The sequence below is a fragment of the Xenorhabdus sp. SGI 60 genome (assembly GCF_056632175.1).
Genome location: NZ_CP196860.1, coordinates 2,111,412 through 2,124,084, shown reverse-complemented (window position 1 = coordinate 2,124,084; position 12,673 = coordinate 2,111,412). Strand labels below are relative to the sequence as shown.

15 protein-coding genes are annotated in these 12,673 nt (G+C 44.3%); 1 reads left to right on the top strand and 14 read right to left on the bottom strand.

What is annotated here, in order from left to right; all coding sequences use genetic code 11:
- Positions 1 to 52: 52 nt before the first annotated feature.
- The 14 genes from ACSJJG_RS09925 to ACSJJG_RS09860 form a co-directional block, all read right to left on the bottom strand.
- The gene (locus ACSJJG_RS09925; protein ID WP_223281825.1) at positions 53 to 295 is read right to left on the bottom strand and encodes a hypothetical protein; all 243 of its coding nucleotides are present in this window, start codon (positions 293 to 295) and stop codon (positions 53 to 55) included.
- Positions 296 to 311: 16 nt separating this feature from the next.
- Positions 312 to 512 carry a hypothetical protein gene (locus ACSJJG_RS09920; protein ID WP_189760803.1) on the bottom strand — a complete coding sequence of 67 codons (201 nt, stop codon included), beginning with the start codon at positions 510 to 512 and terminating at the stop codon, positions 312 to 314.
- Between the two features lie 28 nt (positions 513 to 540).
- Positions 541 to 870: a hypothetical protein gene (locus tag ACSJJG_RS09915; RefSeq protein WP_189760804.1), complete on the bottom strand. Its 330-nt coding sequence runs from the start codon at positions 868 to 870 to the stop codon at positions 541 to 543.
- Positions 858 to 2,000 carry a replication initiation factor domain-containing protein gene (locus ACSJJG_RS09910; RefSeq protein WP_189760805.1) on the bottom strand — a complete coding sequence of 381 codons (1,143 nt, stop codon included), beginning with the start codon at positions 1,998 to 2,000 and terminating at the stop codon, positions 858 to 860. The genes ACSJJG_RS09915 and ACSJJG_RS09910 overlap by 13 nt, the downstream gene beginning before the upstream one ends.
- Positions 1,997 to 2,188, bottom strand: coding sequence for a hypothetical protein (locus tag ACSJJG_RS09905; RefSeq protein ID WP_189760806.1), 192 nt, complete (start codon positions 2,186 to 2,188; stop codon positions 1,997 to 1,999). The genes ACSJJG_RS09910 and ACSJJG_RS09905 overlap by 4 nt, the downstream gene beginning before the upstream one ends.
- Positions 2,189 to 2,536: 348 nt before the next feature.
- Positions 2,537 to 2,917: a VOC family protein gene (locus tag ACSJJG_RS09900; RefSeq protein WP_189760807.1), complete on the bottom strand. Its 381-nt coding sequence runs from the start codon at positions 2,915 to 2,917 to the stop codon at positions 2,537 to 2,539.
- Between the two features lie 214 nt (positions 2,918 to 3,131).
- Positions 3,132 to 3,548, bottom strand: a complete 417-nt coding sequence (locus ACSJJG_RS09895) for a hypothetical protein (protein ID WP_189760808.1) — start codon at positions 3,546 to 3,548, stop codon at positions 3,132 to 3,134.
- Positions 3,549 to 3,964: 416 nt separating this feature from the next.
- The gene (locus ACSJJG_RS09890; protein WP_189760809.1) at positions 3,965 to 5,503 is read right to left on the bottom strand and encodes an NAD(P)/FAD-dependent oxidoreductase; all 1,539 of its coding nucleotides are present in this window, start codon (positions 5,501 to 5,503) and stop codon (positions 3,965 to 3,967) included.
- Complete coding sequence (locus ACSJJG_RS09885; protein WP_189760810.1) at positions 5,494 to 5,886, bottom strand: DUF805 domain-containing protein; 393 nt, start codon at positions 5,884 to 5,886, stop codon at positions 5,494 to 5,496. The genes ACSJJG_RS09890 and ACSJJG_RS09885 overlap by 10 nt, the downstream gene beginning before the upstream one ends.
- A 71-nt stretch (positions 5,887 to 5,957) precedes the next feature.
- Positions 5,958 to 7,244 carry a 4-aminobutyrate--2-oxoglutarate transaminase gene (locus tag ACSJJG_RS09880; RefSeq protein WP_189760811.1) on the bottom strand — a complete coding sequence of 429 codons (1,287 nt, stop codon included), beginning with the start codon at positions 7,242 to 7,244 and terminating at the stop codon, positions 5,958 to 5,960.
- A gap of 36 nt (positions 7,245 to 7,280) precedes the next feature.
- Complete coding sequence (locus tag ACSJJG_RS09875; RefSeq protein WP_189760812.1) at positions 7,281 to 8,024, bottom strand: cache domain-containing protein; 744 nt, start codon at positions 8,022 to 8,024, stop codon at positions 7,281 to 7,283.
- Positions 8,025 to 8,056: 32 nt separating this feature from the next.
- Positions 8,057 to 8,812: a FadR/GntR family transcriptional regulator gene (locus ACSJJG_RS09870; RefSeq protein ID WP_189760813.1), complete on the bottom strand. Its 756-nt coding sequence runs from the start codon at positions 8,810 to 8,812 to the stop codon at positions 8,057 to 8,059.
- Positions 8,809 to 9,591, bottom strand: coding sequence for a nuclear transport factor 2 family protein (locus ACSJJG_RS09865; protein WP_189760814.1), 783 nt, complete (start codon positions 9,589 to 9,591; stop codon positions 8,809 to 8,811). The genes ACSJJG_RS09870 and ACSJJG_RS09865 overlap by 4 nt, the downstream gene beginning before the upstream one ends.
- Positions 9,592 to 9,607: 16 nt before the next feature.
- Positions 9,608 to 11,038, bottom strand: coding sequence for a gamma-aminobutyraldehyde dehydrogenase (locus ACSJJG_RS09860; RefSeq protein WP_189760815.1), 1,431 nt, complete (start codon positions 11,036 to 11,038; stop codon positions 9,608 to 9,610).
- Between the two features lie 529 nt (positions 11,039 to 11,567).
- Between ACSJJG_RS09860 and ACSJJG_RS09855 the strand changes: the two genes are divergently transcribed.
- A protein-coding gene (locus tag ACSJJG_RS09855; RefSeq protein WP_189761441.1) for an IS1 family transposase occupies positions 11,568 to 12,262 on the top strand; the annotation gives its coding sequence in 2 pieces (ribosomal slippage) (positions 11,568 to 11,817 and positions 11,817 to 12,262; 696 coding nt in all).
- The last annotated feature ends 411 nt before the right edge of the window (positions 12,263 to 12,673 follow it).

The window sequence follows — 12,673 nt, the reverse complement described above, 5'->3', positions numbered from 1 at the left end:
TCATAAACAAAAAAAGGGGCTTTCACCCCTTTACCTATCAAAGTAAATTGAATTAAGCACCGCGAACCATTTTCAATACATGCTTAACACCTGCAATAGCAGCAAGCAAAGTAATAATAGAGCCAGCAATTGCCATAACAGCCACAATAACACCGGAGAAACTAATATTATTTGTTAATGCTGACAAATCAACATCACCCGCTTTACTAGATGCTTCATCAGCAAAAGAAAATACAGAAGAAGCCGCCAAAGTAACACCCAATACAACTTTATTACGAAGAGATTTAAAAGACATACTTTAATTTCCTATATTAAGCATGTTTAACCATGCGTATTATTTGACCCAATCCAAAAGAAAATAAATACAACGTAATTACAGAGCTAAATGCCAGCCCCCACACTTTACCCAAGTAAGGATAATCATAAGAAACTGGAATTTGATTTGATATATCCAATAATATCTTTTGACAATTATTAGACATATCACAAATAGAACCCGTTAAGGAGGACATTACTACTCCTTGTTAAAATGCAGTATTTCTACATTTTTATTAAGTGCTTCACTGTTTCCATAGGAACATAAGAAACATTCCACTGGTTAAACTCAAGTCGTGGCGGATTATCACCAAACGGCTTACCCGGATATAAGCTAGATCCGGAAATCAAATATTTCCCTTCTGGTAATGGATTTGGCTCTGACAAAGTGATAACGGTCTCTGACATTGAACGCGGTCCCATATGCGCAATGACACGCTGTGTATAATAAGGAGTAATTTCGCCCGTATTTTTATTGGTACGTGTTTTTTGCTCAACTTTTACATCAACCGCTGTGACTTCAATATAAAATGGAATTTTTTCTAAAACGGACATGTTGATACTCCTAATTTCTCATTTATTAATGTTTGGTATATTGGGGGCAAATCTAATTTCAGGTTTAAATCAGAAATATGTTCATCTCGAACAATCATAGACAGAACGGCCTGAGTGTCCCCCTCAAAGAAGTGAATAAGTTTTGCGATAGATTTAGAGCCTTGTTTCCTCAACCATCTGACTTTAGATTCAATAGCATCAATGGACTTTCGACCCAAAAGAACCGGAATTGCAGCAGGCTTTGTTGGATTAATAGAAGCCGCATAAGGACACAATCCTGTATAAGTTCCTTGAGTATTTAAAAGCACCTCAATTGGTACGCCTTTCAATTCAGCCTCAGAACGATACCAGGTACCGGAAACCTTTTGCTCAAGAGCTTTATTGTAAACACGCCAGTAAACGCGAGATTGTCGAGAACCTACGGTTACGATCTCTTTGGTATAGCACCCCGCTGCATCTATTTCATGTGCACTACCTAATTTTGGCTTTGGACCCATACCGCCATAAAAGGCATCATCTTTATAAGCGGATAACGCATTATGGCAAGTGAATACATCGTCATAATCATCAGTAGCAAGATCCAAGCGTTTTAATGACGTAATATCTAAATGTTTAAGCCACTTATAAATTTTTCCCGGTGTTGTGCCACTCATAACATGTGTACAACCCTTTCCGCCAATCTGAACGTAAAAAGTACCGTTATTACCGCCCCAGTAAATCATGCCGAAATGTTCATTCCCGCTATCCTCAGAATAAAGCACGGCTGAATCTTGATAGGCAAAACCGCCTGTTCCGCGAGCTGGACCAACAAATAACCCAAAAACAGCAGCAATAAAGCGTCTTAATCGTGAATGTAAACAGGACAACAATTCATTGTTATAGTGTTCTGCTCTACGGTTGATCTCTTCAATAGAAGAAGAAAAAACTTCATATGAGTCAGGCAATGTTTCATATTCATTACCTGATACCGTGTCAGCAAAGCGGCTGCATTGGTAATGCCGATAAGATGGCAAGAATTCATATTTACGCCATTCATGACCTTTTTCCTGAAAGGTATGAACTTCTTTCATACAGGATAGCGGCGCAGAAAAGGCAAGATAATCGATAAGAACGCTTCTATCAGTCATCATTTCAAAGATTCCTGATAGCCAGTGAAACTTCCTGATGTGGTCGCCGTGGAGACGAACACGACTTGATTGCCATAGAGAGAGGTACATTCGTACATCAACTCATCAACAGATGGGTAAAAATCCCACTCATCAGCAACAAGTGCATTGATGCCAAAGCCTGCGATGTAATCGAAGTAGATGATCTTCATAACTCCCTCTCTTGATTACCAAAAGAGGGAGTGAGTTAGGGGTGCTAGGCGGAAGATCGGCGTAGGATTCGCACAATGCACGTTATGTGTAAATTGCTGGGCTGCTCTGAAATTGTAACAGCCCGCAATTCAACATAACGTCGGAGATTATGCGAACCAATGTAGCACTAATATAGAAATGTCACCTGCGTCGGTGAGTTGATCCAAATTGACGGTTCCTCTCATGACTGGTTTGAAGGACGCGCCCCTAAAAACTTAGAGCCGTCAATCCGGTATTCACTAATCCCGATGAGTTTAGAGCAAGCCTGAGAATTCAGGCGTTGCTCTACGGGATTTTCAGTGCGCTACCTAAGCGATGTTACTGGTGTCAGTTGCACATACTCTTAATCTGTGACCATCAGGGTCTATTGCTACGAATGTGTAACCGAATTCAAGATCCGTTGGTTCGAGTTCAAATTCAATGCCAAGAGTTTTCCATTCCTGATACATCAAATCGACATCGTTGCGGGAAACATCAGACTGACATATTTCAAACCCACCAAAATGAGGTTGGGGTTTAGGGTCAATACCAGCCTTGGACTGGATACCTAAAATAAAGTCAGTACTGAGGGAGAAAACAGAGAATTCCTCATAGGTTTCTAAGGGTTCTGACTTCAGTATTTTTCTATAGAATTCAGTGCTTAGAGAGACATCATCGACATAGATAATTAAGCTATTTGGTCTAAACATGCCACGCCCTTATATCAGGTTTTAGTTGTACATATTATACGCCAATCCACTTTGATAGGTGACATTTCTACTTTGCGGAACAGGGTGACATTTTAAACTTGCAATAACAAGAGATAACACCAGTTAATGTTGATTGGGTATCCTTTCTGGGCGAAATTAATACCGCCTTCTATGAAGGCGGATTTTTACTATCAATAGATTACTTAATCTGAAATTAACCAAGACTACACTGAATAATCGCAGAAATAGATGCATATGAATCAATATGGACCGTGCTACCACGTATATTGCTCCACTGCGCTTTTATAATGGAAATGTTAGACGCAAGAGAACAACTGGCAACTAGTGTGAATGGCATACGGCCATAAGATTCTGGATTCTTATTACTGTAAGTAAAACCACCGAAGGCTAACTGTTCACCTTGACCGGTTGTAATAATAAAATTCCCTCCAGGAAAATTGTTACCTGAAGCATAGGGAGTTGGTATATTTAGGGTGATTAATGCGGTTAAACCTGGTGAGTTAGAATATCTTGATACATCAATTTCCAAACCAGGTATGTCAACATAATTGGTGCTTGATGTTTGTATGGGATTGTTATGTGGATTTATTGATGCAAATACAATTGCCATGATTAATACTCCTGGGCTAGTTATTTTCGTTTTTTATTTAAGTCCCTCAATAATTCTTATCCTAATTTTTAATTTATACAAATCACTACTACAACGGTAAATACATCATATAATTCAGAACACATTATCATAAATTTCTGTTAGTTAATCATTTAAAAATTAAAAAAACATTGCTATTTAATAGATGTTCACATGGTATCAATTTTTATTATATACCAATCGCCTTTCAAGGCGCGTCTTATATCTCCCGCTACGCGGGGAGATATAAACAATCACATTGATTTGCAAGCTGTAACTTGAAGTTGGATTGGTATATACATACAGGAAGCGGACGGTAGGAGGCACAGACATTTTCCTTCCGCTCCCCTGTGGGAAATGACTTAATGGTAGTAGTACATGATAATGGAATCCAACATTCAGAACGAAACCATATCTGCCGGATTAATCGTGCTTATTACTCCCAGAGCGCCTTTAATTAATGGGATAGCCACCGGAGAGAGATAGGAGCCTAGCGGAATCCTTGTGTGATCAATGCAGGTAAGCATAGCAAAGTCGCGGTTACGTCCGATGAGATCGTCGCTGATGGCTTTGCCAACACGTACCGTTTGTGCCACTCCATGTCCGCTCCAGCCATGCACCATATAGACAGGGATGTTGTCACCACTTTTGCGGGCATCGGTGGCACCGTTCAGGGTCAGATCGCTGATCCCACCCCAAGAGTATTCCAGTTCAGGTTTTTCCAAATACGGGAATACGGTTCTGATACGATCAAGCAAGTAGTTGTTCACATCGCGCGGTGACCAGGAGTTACCCGTGCCCTGTCCACCAAATAACAGACGATTGCCACGCACCGCGCGATAATAGTCTATCTGTAACTGTGTATCGTAGACCGGCAGATCTGACGGAATCAGTTTTTTGATATCCACCAACGGCGAGGTTACTGCCACATAGGTGAAAAAAGGCACTGTAGTAGAAGGACCGGAAATAAACTCATCCGTAGAGCCATGTACCCCCAGCACCACAGCTTTACTCGCTCTGATAAGTCCCCGCTCAGTTTCTATAACCGTGCTGCTGACATCCTGTCTAATGCCCTTCACCTTTGTACTGTCATAGACTCGTCCTCCCAGTCTGACAAAGCCATACACCAAGCCCCGCAGCAGCGCCAGAGGTTGAACCTGTCCACCGATGCTGTCGATATTGGCACCATGATAGATACTCGAACACACATACTCTTCCTGCAATTCGTGTGGCCCAATAACTTTCACTGCCCTATCCCCCAGCTGGCGTCGGGCATCAACATTAGCAACCAATGGCCCCATGTGACCTGGATGTATCGCCGCAGTAATGTGACCATATTTGCGGTCACATTCAAAGCCGTAACGTTCGCGGAGCTCATCCACAAGTTCCATTGCTTCAATCGATGCAAAACGCCATAAACGTTTAGCCTCATCAAGGGAAAATTTTTCCAGTATGGTTTCAGCTTCCCAGCGGGCAATGCCGGGTGTCATCTGTCCCCCATTACGGCCAGAGGCTCCCGAACCAATGTTATCCTTTTCAACCAGAATCACATCTATGCCCTTTTCAGCAAGATGCAGCGCAGTAGATGCTCCCAGTAACCCACCACCAATAACTGCAACCTCACAGCTCTGATCTCTGGAGAAGCTTCCAAAAGCTGGCCAATCAGCCAAAGATGCCTCATAGTAGTTGGCAGGCATGGCGTTGGTAGTCATGTCTCTATGCCAATTCCAGATGCGCGGATCCAAACCCAACCTGCTGGTTCTATACTGTGCATCCTGCAACAACGTCGGCCGGAATGGGTTAATATTGATGACCGGAGTATCAACCGCAGTTAATGCCTGAGCAAGCAGAGATGCAGAGGGAAGTATGGATGAAAGGACTCCCGCCCCTGCAAAAGTTGCGGCAGTAGAGATAAAATCTCTTCTGTTCATTGCCATTTCAGCTCTCCTTTAATGGAGTGAATCCGATTCTTTGAATCGTATTTATTACTACCCATCTGTCCTTTCAGAGCAGCGAGTATCAGTAAAATAACAGTGCCGACAAAGGGGATCAGATGTAACAATAGCCACCAGGCGCTACAATTAATATCGTGTAGACGGCGGGCATTTACCGCCAATGCTGGCAAAAATGTGGCCAGTAAATAGATAGCACTAAACCACCCCATATAAATTTCGGGGTTGGCAATAGCAAATAGCCTTTCCAGGAAGGAAATGATGAGAGCAGCAAGGAGCTGAAACAGAAAAAAATGCCAGAACTCCTTACGCTGAGCCCTCCCTCTGAAACAGGTATAATTCTTTAATACGTTTAGATACCAGTGCATTGTTGTCCTCTCTTATGAACCCGCTCAGGTACTCGCTGCCGTCACGTACAATTCCTCCTGGTTATCTCCGGTCAAACGGCAGATCTACAGTTCAGTTCGAGTAAGACAGATTTCAGGGTATTAAGTGCCTCGTCAAAAACATCATCTTGTATGGTCAGCGGTGGAAGGAAACGGATTACGTTGCCATGTATACCACACGTCAACAGAATTAGGCCACGTTCTAGCGCTTTCTGACGTACCGCGTTGGTAAAATTGGCATCAGGTTCTTGACTCTCCGCACGATTAAATTCCACCGCAATCATCAGCCCAAGCCCCCGCACATCAGCAATCTGTGGGACATGCGGGCGCAGTTTATGCAGATATTGTTTTAGCCGTTCTCCCAGCTGCATTGCACGCTCAGCCAGCTTTTCTTCTTCGATTACATCCAGTACCGCGTGACCAGCAGCAATCGCTACCGGGTTACCTCCATAGGTTCCCCCCAATCCCCCTGGCACTACAGCGTCCATCAACTCTGATCGTCCCGTTACAGCTGCCAGCGGAAACCCTCCCGCCAGCCCTTTTGCCATCGTAGTCAGATCGGCTGCAATCTGATGGTGTTCCATAGCAAACAGTTTTCCTGTACGCGCGAAACCCGTCTGAATTTCATCAGCAATGAGTACAATACCGTAGCGATCGGCAATTTCGCGTAGAGATTTGAGTAAGTTGGGAGGTGCAGGATAAAATCCGCCTTCACCCTGTATTGGCTCGATGATAATGGCAGCAACGCGCGTGGGTTCAATATCAGCTTTGAAGAGATTCTCTAGCGCGTTCAGTGTCTGCTCTACACTGATACCGTGTAACTCTACCGGAAATGGAACACGGTAAACGTCGCCGACTAGCGGGCCAAACCCCATCTTGTACGGTGCGACTTTGCCGGTTAATGCCATACCAAGGAAGGTACGTCCATGAAAAGCGCCGCTGAAAGCGACTACACCATTACGTCCGGTAGCAGCACGCGCGATCTTCACGGCATTTTCTACTGCCTCAGCCCCTGTGGTGACAAAAACGGTCTTTTTCACAAAATCACCCGGAACCAGATGGTTCAATCGCTCGGCTAGCGCTACATAATTTTCATAAGGCACTACTTGATGACAGGTGTGGGTAAATTGTTCCAACTGCTCTCTGGCCGCAGCAATGACGCGCGGGTGGCGATGGCCGGTATTCACTACGGCGATACCGGCGGCAAAATCAATATAGCGTTGTCCTTGGGAATCCCAGATTTCAGCATTTTCTGCGCGTTCAGCATAGACTTGTGTAGTCACGCCTACGCCTTTTGCGATAGCTGCCCTACGTCTTTTAGCTAACATAGATTCAGTCATAAACAAAAACTCCTGAGTAATTTTAATTAGTGGGGTTCAGCTGACAAACGCCCTGTGTGATGACGGTAGGATCACCAAGTGCAATGAAGGGACTTCTCGATTGGCCGAACGGTTAACGTCTTGGCCCTTCAATAGTGAACCTGACCGCACTCCTGGCACGGTTGAAGTCACGACACGCGCATCGTCATTAATAATTAATGCAGGCTTACCGATAGCACCAAGAACCGGCAGAAGTAACCGATCCAGCGTCGAAACCAGAATATCCACTGCCGCGACACCGGCAAACTCTTCACCGATAAGCACCGGATGGGCTATCGTAATCGTGTAGGCGCCATTACAGACATAATCCACATAAGGGCCATCGATGACGGGAAGATGACGGCTGGCTGGTTGCCGGAACCACTCAAACGATCGGAAATCCAAACGTCTGCATTGCTCTTGATTTTGTTCCAGCTGCGCATATTGAATGGTATTCCCTTCCTGACGCCACCATTCCAGCGTCCAGTAACCGCTCTCTTCCCTAACCGTATTTGGTATCGCATAGCTGGCAAATCCCGCCCCGTTACACCAAACGTGGTTACACTGCAGTACATCTTGGATATGTTTTTGCAATACGTCGCGCTGCTCCTGCTGCAAACGAACACCTTCCGTACGATATAACGGTAGTTCTAATAAAATACATGCTGTTTTATCCGCTAAAGTTGTAGTGGCCCGCTGCGCCGCAACCAGGATACCGTCCAGGATATTCTTGGCTCGTTCTACATATATGTTGTTGTACATATGCCCCCCTTCCAGGGATAAATGCCGCCACATTACTTGCGATCAGATCGCTGTAAGAATGATGCATCGGTATCCATACGCAATTTGTATTCAAGCAAGTGGTCAGTAATTCGGGTAATCATCTTCTGTGCCAGTTGGTAACAGGCGAAACCATCCCCTTTATACAAAGCGGCCAAGATTGTATGCCAGGCGGCAGCAACCTCGTTGTGAATAACTGCCTCTCGATATAGAAGTACCATCAAAGGCGCCCATTCAGCCTGTATCTCCAGCTCTTGATTGGCGAGCCTGGCTGATTGGGCCTGGGATGCCAGGGTTAACAGGCAGCGCATATCTGCCTGTATACGTGCATCTGGCTGCGTTGCGGTTGCAAAGCTGTCGATCAGTTGTCCAAGCTTTCTCAGTTCACCTTGTGTTGAACGTTGAGCCGCAAGCCTCGCACTGTGACCAATCACTGCACAGTGAAACTCGCTGAAATCCGCCAGTTCACCTGAAGCCATCAGCCGCAACGGGTGATATTTCTGCATTGTCTCAACGGAAACTTGGCACACAAAACTGCCGCCATGACGTCCGCGCCGAGTATCAATCAACTGCCTGGCACGTAGCGTGTTCAGGGCATCGCGAACAGTTACCGGTGACACACCCAGCAGCCGCGACAACTCGTTTTCGTTAGGCAACTGCTCATCAGTTTGTAATATCCCGGAGATGATCGCGTTACTTAAACGTTCCACAACCTGTTCGGTTCTGGTGGCCTGATCGAGTGGTGCGTAGACGATGGAATATGCCGTCATTTTCTAACAAAGATACCGTGGTGGTGTAGCGCTTGCGCATCCTCTGGTACTGGTGTGATAGCATCCCAAAGTTCAGCCACTTTGCCATTCTCGACGCGCCATAGTTCAAAATAACTGTGACGCACTCCGGCAATACTTCCCTCTGAATGGGTCAGAACAAACTGCCCGTCGGCTACTGTATGGTGGATTTTTGTATAATGCAGGCCCTGTCCTTCATCTTTCAGTTGCTTAAGGAATGCAATAACTGCAGCCGTACCATCGGAAATATCGGGGCTATGCTGGCGGAATGCCTTACCATTGGTGTAATGTTCAAACTCATCATAATGCCCTTCGATCAGGGTCCGCGTGAAAAAATCAACCACTAGTTCACGGTTTTTCTCTCTGTCACGGCTAGGGCCTGTTTCCGTTGGGCCATCTAATTGAGTTCGGCCACTGGCATTCGGCGCGGACTGCGGTACTAAACCATCCCAGTGTTCCACGATTAAGCCATCGGTAACCCGGTAAAGATCGAAACCAACCAACGGCTTATCGTCTAAGCCGGTGAAACGGCCGTGGATAGCAACCAGATCATCGTCTTGTAGTACGCGAAATGTTTCATGATGCAGTTCGGGATGTGACTGGACCAACTCACGCAGTCCGGTAAGACCGTTTTTGATTAGTGGAGAATGTTCAATGAAATTCGGCGCAAAATAACGCTCAAGCGCCCTCACATCACGGTCAGTAAACAGTTCATGGTGCGCACGTGATACCAGGTCGCGCAAAGATATTTTTTGATTCATTGTGGATATCCTTGTATCAATCATTGGAACTCATCACGTGTTTGATACGTGTGTATTCATCGAAACCATAGGCCGACAAATCTTTACCGTATCCAGATTGCTTAAAGCCACCATGTGGTGCTTCTGCCGTAAGAGGAATATGGGTGTTAATCCAGACAGTTCCAAAATCAAGCTCACGAGACAGGCGTAACGTACGGCCATGATCGCGAGTCCAGACACTGGAGGCTAATCCGTACTTCACATCGTTAGCTTTCTCGATAGCTTCCTGTTCTGTCAGGAATTTCTGCACTGTGATAACAGGACCAAAAATCTCAGTCTGAATCACTTCATCATACTGCTCCAGGCCAGTAATCACTGTAGGTTCAAAATAATATCCCGAACGACTGGCCTGACGCCCTCCTGTTTCGATACGGGCATGAGCGGGCAGACGCGCAATAAACCCTTTGACTTGTTCCAGTTGACGAACATTATTAAGTGGCCCATACAGCGCCTCTTTATCTTCTGGCTCGCCAAAACGGGTGGCTTTAGCTGCCGTCACCAATTTAGCGACGAAGGTATCGTGAACAGATTCATGCACCAACACACGTGAAGCCGCCGTGCAATCCTGACCTGCGTTGAAGAACCCTGCGGTAACGATGGTATCCACTGCCTTATCGATATCCGCATCAGCAAAAACGACTACCGGCGCTTTACCTCCCAGCTCAAGATGCGCTTTGGTGAGATTATCCGCCGCCGAAGAGGCAACCTGAAAACCTGCACGTGTGGAACCAGTAATAGAAACCATAGCAGGCGTTTTGTGTGAAACGACCAGAGCGCCCGCACTCGCATTACCCAATACCACGTTGAAGGCGCCAGCAGGGAAAAACGGCGCGGACAGTTCAGCCAGTAGCAAAGTGCTTTCCGGTGTGGTGTCACTTGGTTTAAGCACCACAGTATTACCTGCGGCCAGAGCAGGTGCTATCTTCCACACCGCCATCATCAACGGATAGTTCCATGGGGTAACCTGCCCCACCACGCCCAGCGGTTCACGCCGAATGCTGGTGGTCATATCAGGGAGATATTCTGCTGTAGCTTTGCCTTCCAAAAAACGGGCGGCACCAGCGAAAAAGCGGATATGATCCACAGATGTTGCAACCTCCTCGGAAGCAATCAGGTGTTTGAGCTGCCCTGTATTGCGGCTTTGTAATTCAATCAGGCGTTCAGCGTTTTTTTCTATCGTATCTGCCAGTGCTAATAACGCCCGTTGGCGCGCTGAGGGGGTACTGCGGCCCCATATCTTAAATGCCTCTTTAGCCGATGCGTAAGCATCATCAACATCCGCCGTGGTCGCGTTAGGAGAACGCGCATAAGATTCACCAGTGACCGGGCTTACCAGATCAAAATATTCGGAACCTTTAGTTTCAACATACTGACCATTAATGAAATGCCTAAGCGTTGGTATCGACATGGTTACTTCCTCTCCTTATGGATTAAACGGATAAAATATAACCTATGATTTAATATATTTAACGGTTGCATTTTAGTCAAATTTGTATAAAAAATGTAAAAACAAGAGGAAAGTTAGATACATATATGTAACTTTAAGGACTGTCGGCAGAAAAAAATCTTCAGATCTGTGAGAAAGATCGAAGATTTCATGTTTTGCGTGCTGGACAAGATGAAAGAATAGCAGGTTTATGTAATTTCAACTTTCAACTGACTATAAAACTTATGCATATATACCAATATAACTTCAAAATGCGTGTGATTTCATATAGGGTTGTCAATTGCAACTTGAAGTTTAATGCATATATTTGCGAATTATCTGAATTCTTAAGCAAATAATTTCTACATAATTGTTTAACCTGTTCTTCTAATTTATCGCGTAACAGCGAGCAATAAATTAAATAAAACATGTCATACAAATGTAATGATATTGGGTCACGTATTCAATTTGTTGTTTCTCATGTATACTCCTCACTTTTTCAGGAAATCAGATGGCAACGGTAGAAGTGAAATGTCGATTTTGTCAACAAACCGAATCGGTAAGAAAACATGGCACGGGTCAAGGTGAACGTCAGCGTTATCGTTGCCTGTCTTGTCGCCGTACTTTTCAGCTTGAATATGCTTATCGTGCTTGCCGGACGGGCATAAAAGAACAAGTTGTGGATCTTGCCATGAATAATGCCGGTATCCGTGACACTGCACGGGCACTACATATCAGTATTAATGCTGTCGTTCGCACTTTAAAAAATTGTCCCCACGATGTGTAACCACATTACCGCTGGAACAGGTGGAAATTGAGCTCATCTGTGAAGTCGATGAGATGTGGTCATTTGTTGGGAATAAAAAGCAACAACGTTGGTTATGGTATGCTTGGGAGCCTCGTCTGAAGCGTATTATTGCCCATACTTTCGGCCGACGAAGCAAAAAGACGTTGAAGAAACTGCTCAAAAAATTATCGCACTTTAACGTCGCTTTTTGGTGTACCGATAAATTCAAGGCTTACACCTTGTTGCCCACGGATAAACACCTCATCGGAAAAAGTTTTACGCAGCGTATTGAACGTGAAAACCTCACCCTTAGAAACCGAATTAAGCGGCTGAATCGTAAAACATTAGGCTATTCAAAATCACCGGAAATGCATGACAAAGTCATCGGGACTTTTATCGAAAGAGAATATTATATTTAAGACCAATCAACATTTTGAATACGTGACCTGATATTGTTTTTTTTGATGAATTATTTAACATTCAAATGTTCAAACATCAACCTATGAATTTATTTTAATTGACTTTAATGTTATATCAGCTCATAAAAATCTCCCTATTCTAACTGTTGAAATTGATTAAAAATCGACCTGAATACTTCGTTTAATTCAATTTTAATTAATTTTTTTGCCACATTTGTGATAAATGTCACTGACAGATATATATAATAAACTACCTTACTACCCATAATTTATATCATCAATATATTTATATTTAGTTGGCTATATATATCAGTCTAGTTAACTTAGGTGAAATTTTGTTTATTGACAATCAAAAAATAAACATACCCATAAAAAAAATAAAATTGAATCATTAATATTAGGCTGTAACAT

Excerpts from the sequence above, each read along its gene's own strand:
- ACSJJG_RS09870 (WP_189760813.1), bottom strand. The coding sequence starts at position 8,812 with ATGACGGCATATTCCATCGTCTACGCACCACTCGATCAGGCCACCAGA.
- ACSJJG_RS09875 (WP_189760812.1), bottom strand. The coding sequence starts at position 8,024 with ATGTACAACAACATATATGTAGAACGAGCCAAGAATATCCTGGACGGT.
- ACSJJG_RS09925 (WP_223281825.1), bottom strand. The coding sequence starts at position 295 with ATGTCTTTTAAATCTCTTCGTAATAAAGTTGTATTGGGTGTTACTTTG.
- ACSJJG_RS09880 (WP_189760811.1), bottom strand. The coding sequence starts at position 7,244 with ATGACTGAATCTATGTTAGCTAAAAGACGTAGGGCAGCTATCGCAAAA.
- ACSJJG_RS09890 (WP_189760809.1), bottom strand. The coding sequence starts at position 5,503 with ATGGCAATGAACAGAAGAGATTTTATCTCTACTGCCGCAACTTTTGCA.
- ACSJJG_RS09905 (WP_189760806.1), bottom strand. The coding sequence starts at position 2,188 with ATGAAGATCATCTACTTCGATTACATCGCAGGCTTTGGCATCAATGCA.
- ACSJJG_RS09900 (WP_189760807.1), bottom strand. The coding sequence starts at position 2,917 with ATGTTTAGACCAAATAGCTTAATTATCTATGTCGATGATGTCTCTCTA.
- ACSJJG_RS09910 (WP_189760805.1), bottom strand. The coding sequence starts at position 2,000 with ATGATGACTGATAGAAGCGTTCTTATCGATTATCTTGCCTTTTCTGCG.
- ACSJJG_RS09865 (WP_189760814.1), bottom strand. The coding sequence starts at position 9,591 with ATGAATCAAAAAATATCTTTGCGCGACCTGGTATCACGTGCGCACCAT.
- ACSJJG_RS09920 (WP_189760803.1), bottom strand. The coding sequence starts at position 512 with ATGTCCTCCTTAACGGGTTCTATTTGTGATATGTCTAATAATTGTCAA.
- ACSJJG_RS09885 (WP_189760810.1), bottom strand. The coding sequence starts at position 5,886 with ATGCACTGGTATCTAAACGTATTAAAGAATTATACCTGTTTCAGAGGG.
- ACSJJG_RS09915 (WP_189760804.1), bottom strand. The coding sequence starts at position 870 with ATGTCCGTTTTAGAAAAAATTCCATTTTATATTGAAGTCACAGCGGTT.
- ACSJJG_RS09895 (WP_189760808.1), bottom strand. The coding sequence starts at position 3,548 with ATGGCAATTGTATTTGCATCAATAAATCCACATAACAATCCCATACAA.
- ACSJJG_RS09860 (WP_189760815.1), bottom strand. The coding sequence starts at position 11,038 with ATGTCGATACCAACGCTTAGGCATTTCATTAATGGTCAGTATGTTGAA.